Source organism: Novosphingobium profundi (genome assembly GCF_018491765.1).
Lineage (GTDB): Bacteria > Pseudomonadota > Alphaproteobacteria > Sphingomonadales > Sphingomonadaceae > Novosphingobium > Novosphingobium profundi.
The window spans coordinates 203,685-216,826 of record NZ_JABWCU010000001.1 but is presented as its reverse complement, the minus strand read 5'-3'; the positions used below and the strand labels follow the sequence as shown (position 1 = coordinate 216,826).

The following is a 13,142-nucleotide window of genomic DNA, read 5'->3' as shown; positions in this document are numbered from 1 at the left end:
GACGTCACTCCCACAAGCCCAGCGAGTCCGGCTTCACGCTGCCTTCCAGAGGAACCTCGCAATAAGGGACGCTGTCGTCCATGAAGCCGCAAAAGCGCGTGCGCAGGGCCTCCAGGCTGATCCGGCGCATCTCGTGCTCGCTGAACCCCGCAGCCAGAATTGCCGCCAGCGCGCGCTGCTTCTGGGCTATGAGGTCGATGGCCTGCAACTCGCGCAAGTGCCTCCCGGCAAATCCCTGGTCGCGGCACAGGACCTCGCCCAGGGCTTCCACTTCGGTTCCCAGCTCCAACAGGACTTCGGCCATCGCGTTGAATTTCGGTTCATGCATAGCATCTGGTCCCGATCAAGCCGCGAACGCCATGTCTCCGGAATCGCTGAGCGCGTTGAGATCGAGAACCATGACCATCTTCTCCTCGATCGCGACGAGGCCCTCGAGGAACGGCACGACTTCGTCGTGGCCCGCAGTGGGGGCCGGCTGAAGCGTCTCGGTGTTGAGACCGACGATGTCGCTGACCGAATCGACGATCAGCCCCTGCGACTGCCCCTTCACCTGGCATACGATGATCGCATGGCGCGGCGTCGCCTCGGTCGCCGGCCACCCCAGCCGCGCGGCAAGATCGATCACGGGCAGCACGGTGCCGCGAAGGTTCACCACGCCCGAGACGTAATGCGGCACGCGCGGCATCGGTGTCACCGGGGTCCAGGCCCGAATTTCGCGAATGGCCATGATGTCGAGCGCGAAGATCTGCCCGGCGACTTCGAAGGTTATCAATTCACGGTACATGGTGGGCCTCCTCGGCTTGGTCCTGGCGTCAATGGGCAACCCGGCGCACGGCGGCGACGAGCTTCTCGGTGTCGAAGGGCTTGACGATCCAGCCGGTCGCGCCGGCGGCGCGGGCACGCGCCTTCTTCTCGTCCGAGCTCTCCGTGGTCAGCACCAGGATCGGTCGATCCCGGTGGCGCGTGCCGCCACGCACCTGCTCGATCAGCCCGAAGCCATCGAGACGCGGCATGTTGATGTCGGTAATCACGACGTCGACCTCGTTCACCGCCAGCCACTCGAGCGCGGAGACGCCATCGTCGGCTTGCGAAACCTCGAAGCCGTTGGTCGAAAGGGCATGGTTCAGCAGCGCACGCATCGATGCGCTGTCATCAACGGTCAGGATGCGGGTATTCTTGGACATTGCGTGCCTCGCTTGATCAGAACAGTTCGACATCGCCCCGCGGGGCCGGTCGCGATGGGGGTTGCGTACGAATTTCAGGTGGGGCGTCGGAGGATGCCACCGAGCGGCACCGCACCATTCCCGAAGAGGGCCGGAAATCGACCCTGCGCGCGTTCGATCCCCCCAGATCCTCGCGCACGAGTTCGATACGTTCGCGCACCAGGAAACTGCGCGCAAAATCGGCGTTCGCGGTACCGATCTGCTGCATCCCGGAGCGGATATTGGCCCCCCCGTAGAGGTGCGCTCGAAGGCGGTCCTTGCGCGCGCCGTAATTCAGCATCTCGTTGATCAGCATCTCCATGAGATAGACCCCGTAATGGACGTCGACTTGCCCGCGATCGTGGCTGGCGGGCGGCTCGGGCAGGAGGAAATGGTTCATGCCTCCCAGTTCGACCGCCGGATCGTAGAGACAGGTCGCGACACACGATCCCAGCACCGTGCTCAGTTCGACCCGGGGCCCCGAGCTGACCTTGAACTGGCCCTGCAACACGGTGAGCTTGACGTTTCCGCTGTTCATGAAATCGAGACTGGACATCAGGCGGCCTTGTTGAGTGCGTGGCGGGCGATGCGGTTGATGGGGGCGACGACACGCGCCGCGCCCAGCGTTATGGCCGCGCGGGGCATGCCGAAAACCGTACAGGTGCTTTCGTCCTGCGCGATCGTATGGGCGCCCGCTTGCGCCATCGCGAGCAGGCCCTGGGCCCCGTCCTTGCCCATCCCGGTCAGGAGAATGCCCACGGCGTCGCTGCCTACCGACTGCGCCACAGACGCGAACAGCGCATCCACGCTCGGACAATGGCCGGAAATCGGATCACCGCGGCGCAGCTTGGCGTGCAGGCTCGAGCTCCCGCGGACGAGGAGATGATGATCGGCCTCGGCCGCCAGGTAGACGTTGCCAGCCAGCAAGGGCATGTCGTTCATGGCGACTTGCACGCGGGCCGGACAGGCATTGTCGAGCGTGCGCGCAATGGCCGGAGCGAACCGCGGATTGACGTGCTGGACGATGACCGTCGGCGGGCAATCCACCGGGAACTCGCGCAAGAGCACCTGCAGGGCCTCGACCCCTCCGGTCGACGAACCGATCGCGATCACGCGGGTGTCGCGCCGGATCGATCGCCGGCTTTCCTCCGCAACGGCGGGGGCGGAACGCGCGGGCGGACGAAAGCGAACCTGCGCGGCCTCGTGGATGAGCCGCCCCAGCTCGCCGCTGTCGTTCAGGGCGAGCTTCCCGGTCGGGTCGTATTTCGAATAGCAACTCACCGCACCCAACGCGAGCGCGCGCGCGGTGACGTCGTTACCTTCCTGCGTGGCCCCCGATATGATGATCACGGGCGTCGGGCGCAGGGTCATGATCTTCTCGAGAAAATCGAGACCGTTCATGCCGGGCATTTCGATGTCGAGCGTGACCACGTCGGGATCGTGCTTCTTGATCAGTTCGCGTGCCTGCGCCGCGTTCGATGCCGTGTCGACAACCTCGATTTCGGGCTGTTCGCTGAGCCGTGACATGAGGATCGCGCGCATGGTGGCGGAATCGTCGACGATGAGCACACGGACCGTCACGCGTCCCTCCTGCGATAGATCGTAGGGCCCACGAGGTTGAGTTCCTGCGCGGCTGGCCCCGTCACCCGCTCGGAATGGCCGATGTAGAGGTAGCCGCCGGGATGAAGCGCCTCGCTGAAGCGTTGGACCAGCCGCTCCTTGGTCGGATTGTCGAAATAGATCATGACATTGCGACAGAAGATAAAATCGAAGTGCCCCCGGATCGGCCAATCGCCCAGCAGGTTCAGGAGGCGGAAGCGCACAATCGAACGCGGCACGTCGCCGATCGTCCCGTTTTCGCCTTTCACGCTCACCCAGGCCTGACGCAGGGCATCGGGAACTGGCTTGAAATCCTTCGCCGGATAGATCGCGCGCTCGCCCGCCTCGATGGCATGCGGCGCCAGGTCGCTCGCCAGAACCCGCAGGTCCGCGCGCGCCAGTTGGGTGCCCTCGTGCCGGTCTCCCCCCAGCAGGGTCATCACGATCGACCAGGTCTCCTCCCCGCTCGAGCAGCCTGCCGACCAGACCCGCACCTTGCCGCCCCCCTTCAGCGTCTGGACGAGGCGGGGGCGCAGCTCGCGCTGGAGATGCTCGAAATGGTGGGCTTCGCGGTAGAAGAAGGTGTGGTTGGTCGTCAGCGCCGCGACGGCGCGGCTCAGTTCCGCCCGATCCGCGTGCAGCCGCTCGATGTACTTGCCGAACGTGACCAGCCCGCTGCCCCGCACCAGCGGGGCGAGCCGCGAATAGACCAGCATCGACTTTCCTTGCGGCAGCACGATCCCCGCCGCCTCGTGCACGATGCGCGCGACTGCGGCGAAGTCGGCCGGGCTGTAGATATCGGGACTGACGCCCGGTATCGTGTCGGCCAGGTCCAGGGCCTCGCTCACGCGGCCTGCCTTTCGTGCGCCGGCAACGCACAGGCGACAAGACCGTCGACGTCGACGATGAGCGCGACCCGTCCGTCACCCAGGATAGTGGCGCCGGCCACGCCTTCGACGGGCCGGAAATTGGTTGCCAGGCTCTTGATCACGAACTGGCGCTGGTCGTGGATGTCGTCGACCAGCAAGGCCGCCTGCCCCGCGCTTTCGGTATCGACCACGATCAGAACGCCCTCTTCGGGTGTCGTCGCGTTGCAGGCCGTGCTCAGTTCCTCGCCAAGGGTGATCACCGGGATGAACTGGCCCCGCACGTTCAGCATCCGCCGGTTCGAGCCAAGGCCCTTCACGTCGCCCTCACCGGGGCGAAGACTTTCCACCACGTGCGCGAGCGGGACCACCATCGTCTGGTCTCCCACGTTCACGATCATCCCGTCCGAGATGGCGAGCGTCAGCGGCATCGTGAGAATGAAGGCCGTGCCCTTGCCCGGCGTGCTCTCGATCGTGATGCGTCCGCCCAGTTCCTTCACGTTCTGGCGCACCACGTCCATGCCGACGCCGCGACCCGAGATGTTCGAGATCTGCTTGGCCGTCGAGAAGCCGGGGGCGAAGATCAGGTTGTCGATCTCCTCGGCCGAAAGCTGGGCCTCGGGATTGACGATGCCCTTCTCGATCGCCTTGGCCAGCACGACCTCGCGATTGATCCCGGCCCCGTCGTCGGCGATCGAGATGACGATACGCCCGGAGCGATGCTCGGCCGACAGGGTCAGCGTCCCTTCGGGGGACTTGCCCGCCGCGATCCGGTCTTCCGCCTTCTCGATGCCGTGGTCGACCGCGTTGCGAATCAGGTGCGTGAGCGGTTCGCCAAGGCGCTCGATCACGGTCTTGTCGAGTTCGGTGGTTTCGCCATGGACCTCGAGCCGGACATGCTTGCCGGTCGAGGAAGCCAGATCGCGCAGGATGCGCGGGACACGGCTGAACACCGAAGCAATCGGCTGGGCCCGGATCGACATCGCCGATTCCTGGATGTCACGCGTCAGGCTTTCGAGCAACGACAACTCCTCGGTCGCATTGACCCCCGCGCCCTCGAGACGCTGCACCAGCATTGCCTGCGCGATCACCAGTTCCCCGACCAGGTCGATCAGGCGATCGAGCTTGTGCAGGTCGATACGGATCGACTGGCCCGCGACCGGTGCGGCCGGCGGGGCAGCCGCCGGCGCGGCGGCGACGGGCCCCCGCGTGGCGGCGCCATCGTTGCCACCCGGACTCGGTGCGGCGGTGCCTGCTTCGTCTGGTTCGCGTGCTTCGGTGCGCGACGGCCCTGCCTCCAAAGCCGCCCCCCGATCATCGGCGCCCTGCCCATTGGCCGCCTGTCCGGACGGCTGTGGCGCCGGCGAAGCAAGCTCGACCTCGGGTATTTGTGCGTCCGCGCCGAGGGCGACGGCGCAGTCGTCCCCGATAAAATCGAAAATCTCACGCACCGAATCTTCGGTCACCTCGCCCGGCATCGCGAAGGTCCAGCCCAGGTACCCTTGCGCCACGTCGAAGCCATCCAGCTGCGGAACCTGCGAAACATCGCAGTGGACGCAGCGGCCGCCCAGCTCCGCCAGGTCGCGCAGCATCAGCAGCGGCTCGCTGCCGTTGCGCATGGCGCCCGCTTTTGGCCGGACGTGGACCGGCCAGGTGCCGGTGCCCTGCGAAGCCGCCATGTCCAGTGGGTCCGTTGCACCCTCGCCCGCCGGCGGAGGCGCGAAATCGGCCGTCAGGTCGTCGAGCAGGGCATCGAGGTCCAGGCCGAAATCGGGATCCTCGCTGGCGGCCTCGGAGGATTGCGGCGGATCATCGGAAGGAATTTCGGCGACAGGAGACGGGCTGGCCGGCGCGGCGAGGTTGGCCGCCATCGCGGCCTCCATTTCCGCGATAAGGGCCGCGTCGTCGGGCGCATCGCCGCCTTCGCGCGCGGCCTCGACATGATCCGCCAGGGTGTCGAGCGCCCGCAGCAGAAGATCGATGAGTTCGGGCTCGATCGCCACGAGACCTTCGCGCACGTCCGAAAGCAGGGTCTCGAACGTGTGGGTATAGGCCTGGAGCGCGCCATAGCCGAAGGCACCGGCGCCTCCCTTGATCGAATGGACCGCGCGAAAGACGCCGTTCACGGTATCGGAATCCTGCGTCCCCTCACGGCAGGCCGCCAGACCGGCCTCGGCCGCGGCGAGCGATTCCTCGCATTCGACGAAGAATATCTGCTGGATTTCTTCCGGGCTCATAGTTCGCTCTCTTCGAAAAGTTCGGCTTCCAGACCGGTGAGTTGCGCGGCGGCGCGCAGGGCCGGAGAGGCGGTGATCACGGCGCCCCCATTGCTGCGCCGCGCCGAGACGAGAAGCTGCAGGACCGCCTGGCCGACGTGTTCGACCCCGCTCGCATCGATCCGCGTCGGGTCATTGCTGACCGCGGCGACGAGCTCGGGCCAGAGTGCCTCGGCCGCGGCGCGGTCACACCGCGCCGGCAGGATGACGCTGCTCATGAACCTATTCCCCCTTCTTCACGGTGCCCGGCGCGCGCCCGATCCCCGGTTCGCGACGCCGATGCAGCGTCGCGCCGGGGCAGTTATGCGGAAGGGCTGGAAAATCGGCGTGCACCATTGGCTTCCTCGGTCGATCCTTCGCCCCCGACGATCGAGACGGCAAAGACGGGAAGCGAGGTCTTAGGGGCCAGCCTGCCACCATGCGGTTTGCCGCAAACTCAGGCGATCTGCTTAGGCCGACGAAGGGAAATCGTGGGATCGTGAGCGCTATGCAACAAGCCCGTCCGGGTTGCCGGAGCCAGCAGAGAGGTTCAATCCATGCATGACGCCCGCGTCCTGGTAGTCGACGATTCAGCCGCCATGCGTGCGCTGTTCTGCGATGTGCTGGAACAGTCCAAGAATGTACGGGTCATCGGAACGGCCGCGAACGCGGCCGAGGCCCGCGACCAGATCGCCGAACTCAAGCCCAATGTGGTCACGCTCGACGTCGAGATGCCCGGGATGAGTGGCATCGAGTTTCTCGAGGAGATCATGACCAGCGGCAGCCCACTGCCGGTGGTCATGCTCTCGAGCCTCACCCAGAGCGGAACCGAGACTTCGCTCAAGGCCTTCGAACTGGGCGCCGTCGAGTGTTTTCCAAAACCACTCAAGGCAACACCCGAGCAGTTCGCCAAGACGGTCGGCAAACTGGGCAAGATCGTCCTCGCCGCGGCCAATTCGAACGTGCGCGACAAGCCCCGTCCCAAGGCCGCGCGCAGCGAGGATGCAGACTACGCCGCCAATGGCAAGATCGCGGCGTTCAGCACCTCGATGGGCGGTGTCGACGCGCTGACCGAAGTGCTCGGGCACTATCCCAAGGCCTGTCCGCCCACCGTGATCATCCTGCAGACCGAGCCGATGCTCGCCGAAATGTTCATTGCCCGGGCCGACAAGGACTGCGCGTGCGCGGTCAAGGCCGCCACCGACGGCGCCGAACTGCGCGCGGGCACGGTCCATATCGCCTATGACCCCGGCCGCCACGTCATCGTCGAGCCGGGCAATCCGGCCAAGTTGCGCTTGATCGACCGCGACCCGGTGGAAGGTTTCCGTCCTTCGGCCACCCTGCTCTTCGGCTCGCTCTCGCGCGGGGGAATGCCCACGATCGGGGCTGTCCTGACCGGCATGGGCGAGGATGGCGCCAAGGGCCTAAGGCTCCTGCAGGCGGCCGGCTGTCGGACCCTGGCGCAGGATCGCGCCTCCGCGACCGTTCCTCAGGCTCCCGCCGCCGCCGTCGAAGCCGGAGCGGTCAGCGCCGAACTCAAGCTTGAGGAGCTTGCCGCCGACGTGCTTCGGAATTGCTCGCAGGAAGAGTGATAGAGGCCCTGCCGCCGCTTGAGGCGGCGCGCGAGGGTCCATGTCCGCGCTGACGGCACCGACCCGGCTTCCGGCGGAAGAACCAGGGTCGTCGAGGGATAGAAACGTACCCTGCACACCGGAAGTGGGGTGCTGGGGGGCGTTCCGGGTCGGTGCCGCGCGCCCGGCGCGTGCCGGAAGCGGTTTGGCCGGGCGGGATCAGTGTCCCGAGGCAGCCTTGGTGCCGCGCTTGGGGCGCGGTGCGAACCAGATGGCGAACGCCGCCACCAGAAGCGCAATCGCCGATATGGTCGCCACATGGACGGTCGCCTGCGCCTGGGCCTGCAACGTCACGATCTGGTTGATCGCCGCCCGGGCGGTATCGAACGGCATTCCCTGGCTCTGGAGCCGCGCGATCAATCCTTCGACATTGTTCATGCTCGCCACCAGGTCCGCCCCGTCGCTTCGGCCAAGGTCCGACCACATGGTCGTCACCACCGAAGTCCCGATGGCACCCGCCAGGGTGCGTCCGAAGTTGGAGATCCCGGCCGCCGAGGCGGTTTCCTCCGGATCGACCGAGGCGAGCCCGATGGTGGTAAGGGGCACGATCATGAAAGCAACCCCGACGCCCTGGATCAACTGCGGGAAGGCGATCTCCCAGAGCGTCGAATCGGTCGACCAGAAGGAGCGCAGGAACGCGCAGAACGCCAGCCAGGACACGCCCAGGAAAACCAGAAGGCGCGGGTCGGTCTTCTGCATGAGCCTGGGCACTATCGGCGAGGCGATGACGGCCAGCACGCCGGCGGGGGCCATCGCGATCCCGGCCCAGGTCGCGGTATAGCCCATCCCCGCCTGCAACCACTGCGGCACGATGACGACGGCCGAGAAGTAGGTCGCGAAAGCCAGGGCCAGGGCGAACGTCGAAGCGCTGAACCCGCGATGGCGGAACACGGCCAGGTCTACGATGGGGTGCTCTTCGGTAAGCTCCCAGATCACGAATATCGCGAAGAACACCGCCGCGACGCATCCCAGAACACAGATCGTCGTGTTGTGGAACCAGTCCCGGTCATGCCCAAGGTCGAGCATGGTCTGGAACGCGCCGACCCAGACGATCAGCAGTGCCAGGCCGACAATATCGATCGGGAGCCGGCGCAAGGGCGAGGTCACCCCGCGCAAGAGCACCAGCAGCGACATGAACACCGCGATCACGATCGGCACGTTGATCAGGAAGATCCACCGCCAGTCCCAGTTGTCGGAAATGTATCCGCCCAGAATCGGCCCCGCGATCGGCGCGACGACGACCGTCATGGCCCACATCGCCATGGCCTTGGGATGCATCTCGCGCGGGAAGATCTTGAGCAGGAGCGTCTGCGACAAGGGCATCAGCGGTCCACCGCAGAAACCCTGCCCGAGGCGGAAAAGCAGGAGCATTTCCAGATTCCCGGCGATACCGCACAAGGCCGAAAAGATGCCGAAACCCAGGATCGAGGCCAGGAACATGCGCACGACCCCGAAACGACCTGCGAGCCACCCGGTCAGCGGAACGCAGATCGCCTCGGCAACGGCGTAAGTCGTGATCACCCAGGTCCCGCTCTCGGTCGAGACGGCGAGGCCGCCCGCGATATGCGGGACCGAAACGTTGGCGATGGTCATGTCGAGCACGACGACGAAGTTCGCCATCGCCAGGACGAAGGCGGTGATGGCGAGCTTGGCCCCGCTGAAGCTGCCGGCCATGTCCTGCGCGGCTCCGGCGGCCGGGCGGCCACCGGACGCTGGCGTTGCGGCGCCGGCCATTACTTGCCGCTCGTCAGGTCGATCTCGGCATCCATCGAAAGACCCACGCGCAGCGGGTGTTCCTCGAGTTCACGCGGATCGAGTTCAATGCGGACCGGCAGGCGCTGCACCACCTTGATCCAGTTGCCGGTGGCGTTCTGCGCCGGGATCAGCGAGAACGCCGCCCCGGTCCCGCCCGAGAAACCGACGACCTTGCCGTGGTACTCGACGCCGCCGCCGTAGAAGTCCGAGGAAAGCGTCGCGCTCTGGCCCGAGTGGACCTTGCCGAGCTGGTCTTCCTTGAAGTTCGCGTTCACGTAAAGCTTGTCGACAGGCACGATGATCATCGCCGTCGAGCCGTTCTGGATCTTCTGCCCCACCTGGATCGATCGCTTGGACACGATGCCCGAGATCGGCGCGCGCACGATCGTGCGCTCCAGATCAAGCTTGGCCTTGTCGTACTGGGCCTGGGCGAGCTGGATTTCCGGCGCGGTCTCGACCGTCGTACCCTTGGTGAGGGCGACGGCGGCCTGTTCCTGCTGGCTGGCGCTGACGGCATTGGCCTGGGCCTGGGCCAGCGCGGCCTTGCGCTGGTCGAAGGCCGCCTGCGCGGAATCGAGCGCCTGCTTCGCGCTGGTCAGTTCCTCGGTTGAGACGGCACCCGACCCGGCCAGCGCATTGCGCCGCGTGAAATCGGACTTGGCCTTCGTCAGGTCCGCCTGCGCGGCCTTCAAGTTGGCGCGCGCGGTATCGATCTGCGCCCGGTTCGCGTCGGCGGCGGCGCCCAGTGCCTGGTTGCTGGCCAGCGACTGGCCGTACATGCGCCTGGCCTTCGCGAGATTCGCTTCGGCTTCGGCGAAGGCGATCTTCTGGTCGGTATCCTCGATCCGGAACAGCAGCTGCCCCTTGCGCACGGGCTGCGTGTCGGTGACCAGCACTTCGACGACCCGCCCCGAAGTCAGCGGCGTGACTTCGGCATTGTCGGCGGCCACGTAGGCGTTGTCGGTCTCGACCGAACGGCTCGCGATGAAGAACTCGTAGGCGCCCCAGAGCACGCCGATTGCGACCACGGCTCCGCCGAGCCCCAGCAGCAGCGTCTTGCGCTTGCTCTTGGGGACGACGCTGGCCTTGCCGGCCTCGGCGGGCGCGTCGTTGTCCATCTGGTTATCACTCATCGGATGTGGCCTTCTTGTATGTTTCGTCTGCATATCCGCCGCCGAGCGCGCGCTTGAGCGCGACATCGCTGGCCAGCGTTGCGAAATGGGAATCCAGCGCGGAGAGCCGCGCATCGAGTTCGGCGGTCTGCGTGGTCAGAACGTCGATATAGGTCGTCAGGCCCGCACGATAGCGTTGCAGGGCCAGATCATAGGCCGCGGCGGCCTCGCTCTGGGCATCACCTGCGTGCTTTTCCTGTTGGATCGCGGAATCACGGCTTGCGATCGCGTCAGCCACCTCCTGCAAGGCGCCGATCACGGTCTTGTTGTAGCTCGCGACCATCGAATCGTAGCCCGCGCGCGCGATGCGATAGCGTCCCTCCAGGGCACCGCCCTGGAAGATCGGCAAGCTGACCGCCGCGCCCGCGTTGCCATAGTCCGAACCGCTGTCGAACAGGTTCGAGATCCCGAGCGAGGTCAGCCCGAGCAGCCCGCTCAGCGAAATATCGGGCAGGAAGGACTTGCGGGCGTATTCGGTTCCCTTGTCGGCAGCCTCCACGATCCGGCGCGCCGCGACGATGTCGGGGCGGCGTCCGGCCAGCGCGATGCCCGCGTCGGCGGGCACGGCCGCCACGGCAACCTTGGCAATGGAGGGCGGAGTCAGGTCGATCGTGCTGTCCGGACCGGCACCGATCAGGGCCGCAAGCGCATGGCGGCGCAGCGCGATCTGTTCCTGGTTCGCCGCGACGAGCCCGCGCGCGCGCGCCGTTTCGGCGTTCGCCTGGCGCAGGGGCGCTTCGTTCTCCAGCCCCTGTCCATGCCGCTTGGCGGTCAGGTCCGCCGAATTGACCCGCACCGCCAGAGCCTCGTCGAGGACCTTCTGGCGTTCGGTCAGGCGCGCGAGGTCGAAATAGGACGAGACGATCTCACTGGTCAGCACCAGTTCCGACTGGCGCATTTCCGCGACGGCCGCCTCGGTGGCCGAGGTCGCCGCCGACAGCAACGCCCTGTTCTTGCCCCATATGTCGAGATTCCAGTTCGCCGACAGCGCCAGCGTCCCGTAGTCCTTCCAGCCATGCGGCAAGGCCGAGGCCGGAGTGCCGTTGTTGTAGCTTTGCTTTGCCACTTCGCCGGAGCCCTGCGCGCCGACTGAAGGCAGCAGGCTGGCACGCGAGGCCTGAAGCGCGCCACGCGCCTGCTGGACACGCGCGATCGCCGAGGCGAGATCGGGCGAATCCTTGAGCGCGGTATCGATCAGCGCGTCGAGCTGCGGATCGTTGTAGACGGTCCACCAGCGCGATTGCGGCCAGTCACGCGCCGAAGCCGTGGCCGCGATGGACGCGCCACTCTGGAATGAAGACGGCCCCCTGAGCTGAGGACGCGGACCCAGGTCCGGCGCGCAGGCGGCGAGCGAAACGGAAGCAGCCAAGAGAACACTTGCTGCGACTCGGGAGGGGAATGTTGTACTCATCAGTACAGTTTTTATCGTTGCAAGGCTTGCAAGTGTCAACCGAAAAGTGTACCACTGAGTTCAATTATGGAAGAAAACATCGGCAAACGGGAACTCAACAAGGCTCGCAAGCGGGCCGCGATCGTGGAAGCGGCGCGTCAGTCGTTCCTCGAACAGGGCTACGCCGCCACCAGCATGAGCGCCGTTGCCGATGCCCTCAGCTGTTCCAAGGCGACCATGTGGTCCCATTTCAATTCGAAGGAAGACCTCTTCGCCGCGGTGATCGACGAACTCGTGGACGAATTCTCGCAGGAAATCGATGAGGTCCTGACCCAACAGACCTTCTCGCATCCGGCCCTGCGCCGCGCCTGCCTGCGCTTTCTCGATTGCCTGCTCGCCGGTCATTCGATCCGGTTGTTCCGCCTCGTCGTCGGTGAAGGCGAGCGCTTTCCCGAAATCAACGTGATGTTCTATTCGCGCGGCCCGGAAAAATTGCGCCGCCGCGTACGCGCGTTCTTCGCCACCGCTTTTTCCGATGCGGCCGCCGAACGCCTGACCATCGCCATGCTGTCGGCGATCATGGGCTATCGCTCGGACATTCTCCTTAGACCGGCGCAACCTGGCCCCGCCGAACGCCAGGTCTTCGTCGACAACCTCATCGAGATGATCGACTGGGACGGCCTCGAAGTGCGCCAACCCGATTGAGGCGCGCCGTGCGCCACGCTCGCTCTCTTTTGCCACTCCGGCAAAAGTGCTAGTTCGACGGGCATGAACCAGTCCCCCATTCTCGTCGTCACGACCGGCGGCACGATCGACAAGCAGTATTTCGACGCCCTTAGCGAGTACCAGATCACCGAAAGCGTGATCTGCAAGCTGCTCGAGACGGCGCGAGTCGCGCAGCCCTTTCGCGTTATCGAGCTCCTTCGCAAGGACAGCCTCGAGTTGACCGACGAGGATCGCGCGCTGATCGCGCAGACCATCGAGACGGCACCCGAGACCCGCGTCGTGGTCACCCACGGTACCGATACGATGACCCTTACCGCCCAGTCACTCGCGCCGATCGCGGGCAAGACCATGGTGCTGTGCGGCGCGCTGGCACCGGCGCGCTTCGCCGAAAGCGACGCCGCCTTCAACCTCGGCATGGCCTTTGCGTGCGCGCAATCGGCCGCTCCCGGCGTCTGGATTACGATGAGTGGAACGGTGTTCGACGGGCTGAAAGTCCGGAAGGACCGCCAGGCCGGAAAGTTCGTCGAAGCCTGATCTTCTCCCCGC

The 13,142-nt window shown here is 65.9% G+C and carries 14 protein-coding genes; 3 read left to right on the top strand and 11 right to left on the bottom strand.

Translation table 11 applies throughout. The features are described 5' to 3' along the window. Positions 1 to 4 precede the first annotated feature (4 nt). Genes HT136_RS01030 through HT136_RS00995 form a run of 8 tightly spaced genes read right to left on the bottom strand, consistent with a single transcriptional unit; the run spans position 5 to position 6,161 of the window. Positions 5 to 328: a hypothetical protein gene (locus tag HT136_RS01030; RefSeq protein WP_246543234.1), complete on the bottom strand. Its 324-nt coding sequence runs from the start codon at positions 326 to 328 to the stop codon at positions 5 to 7. Positions 329 to 343: 15 nt separating this feature from the next. Further along, positions 344 to 784: a chemotaxis protein CheW gene (locus HT136_RS01025; RefSeq protein WP_214196865.1), complete on the bottom strand. Its 441-nt coding sequence runs from the start codon at positions 782 to 784 to the stop codon at positions 344 to 346. A gap of 28 nt (positions 785 to 812) precedes the next feature. Further along, a complete protein-coding gene (locus HT136_RS01020) occupies positions 813 to 1,184 on the bottom strand; it encodes a response regulator (RefSeq protein ID WP_084592158.1) in 372 nt (123 codons plus the stop codon). Positions 1,185 to 1,200: 16 nt separating this feature from the next. Beyond that, entirely contained in the window at positions 1,201 to 1,758 is a 558-nt protein-coding gene (locus HT136_RS01015) for a chemotaxis protein CheD (RefSeq protein ID WP_214196863.1), read from the bottom strand. Further along, a complete protein-coding gene (locus HT136_RS01010; RefSeq protein WP_214196861.1) occupies positions 1,758 to 2,783 on the bottom strand; it encodes a protein-glutamate methylesterase/protein-glutamine glutaminase in 1,026 nt (341 codons plus the stop codon). Before HT136_RS01010 ends, HT136_RS01015 begins: the two co-directional genes overlap by 1 nt. Beyond that, positions 2,780 to 3,649 (bottom strand): CheR family methyltransferase, encoded by an 870-nt coding sequence (locus HT136_RS01005; RefSeq protein ID WP_214196859.1) that lies wholly within the window; start codon positions 3,647 to 3,649, stop codon positions 2,780 to 2,782. The genes HT136_RS01010 and HT136_RS01005 overlap by 4 nt, the downstream gene beginning before the upstream one ends. After that, entirely contained in the window at positions 3,646 to 5,904 is a 2,259-nt protein-coding gene (locus HT136_RS01000; RefSeq protein ID WP_214196857.1) for a chemotaxis protein CheA, read from the bottom strand. Before HT136_RS01000 ends, HT136_RS01005 begins: the two co-directional genes overlap by 4 nt. Further along, the gene (locus HT136_RS00995) at positions 5,901 to 6,161 is read right to left on the bottom strand and encodes an STAS domain-containing protein (protein ID WP_214196855.1); all 261 of its coding nucleotides are present in this window, start codon (positions 6,159 to 6,161) and stop codon (positions 5,901 to 5,903) included. Before HT136_RS00995 ends, HT136_RS01000 begins: the two co-directional genes overlap by 4 nt. Before the next feature lie 318 nt (positions 6,162 to 6,479). Between HT136_RS00995 and HT136_RS00990 the strand changes: the two genes are divergently transcribed. Beyond that, positions 6,480 to 7,514: a chemotaxis protein CheB gene (locus HT136_RS00990; protein WP_214196853.1), complete on the top strand. Its 1,035-nt coding sequence runs from the start codon at positions 6,480 to 6,482 to the stop codon at positions 7,512 to 7,514. Positions 7,515 to 7,712: 198 nt separating this feature from the next. Here HT136_RS00990 and HT136_RS00985 read toward each other — a convergent pair whose 3' ends face one another. From HT136_RS00985 to HT136_RS00975, 3 genes are read right to left on the bottom strand one after another with little or no spacing between them, the layout of a single operon-like run. Next, complete coding sequence (locus tag HT136_RS00985; protein ID WP_214196851.1) at positions 7,713 to 9,287, bottom strand: DHA2 family efflux MFS transporter permease subunit; 1,575 nt, start codon at positions 9,285 to 9,287, stop codon at positions 7,713 to 7,715. Next, the gene (locus tag HT136_RS00980) at positions 9,287 to 10,441 is read right to left on the bottom strand and encodes an HlyD family secretion protein (protein WP_214196848.1); all 1,155 of its coding nucleotides are present in this window, start codon (positions 10,439 to 10,441) and stop codon (positions 9,287 to 9,289) included. Before HT136_RS00980 ends, HT136_RS00985 begins: the two co-directional genes overlap by 1 nt. Continuing rightward, positions 10,434 to 11,849 (bottom strand): efflux transporter outer membrane subunit, encoded by a 1,416-nt coding sequence (locus tag HT136_RS00975; RefSeq protein WP_246543233.1) that lies wholly within the window; start codon positions 11,847 to 11,849, stop codon positions 10,434 to 10,436. Before HT136_RS00975 ends, HT136_RS00980 begins: the two co-directional genes overlap by 8 nt. A gap of 108 nt (positions 11,850 to 11,957) precedes the next feature. Between HT136_RS00975 and HT136_RS00970 the strand changes: the two genes are divergently transcribed. Both HT136_RS00970 and HT136_RS00965 read left to right on the top strand, forming a co-directional pair. Further along, positions 11,958 to 12,575 carry a TetR/AcrR family transcriptional regulator gene (locus HT136_RS00970; RefSeq protein WP_214196845.1) on the top strand — a complete coding sequence of 206 codons (618 nt, stop codon included), beginning with the start codon at positions 11,958 to 11,960 and terminating at the stop codon, positions 12,573 to 12,575. Between the two features lie 63 nt (positions 12,576 to 12,638). Further along, the gene (locus tag HT136_RS00965) at positions 12,639 to 13,130 is read left to right on the top strand and encodes an asparaginase domain-containing protein (protein ID WP_214196843.1); all 492 of its coding nucleotides are present in this window, start codon (positions 12,639 to 12,641) and stop codon (positions 13,128 to 13,130) included. The last annotated feature ends 12 nt before the right edge of the window (positions 13,131 to 13,142 follow it).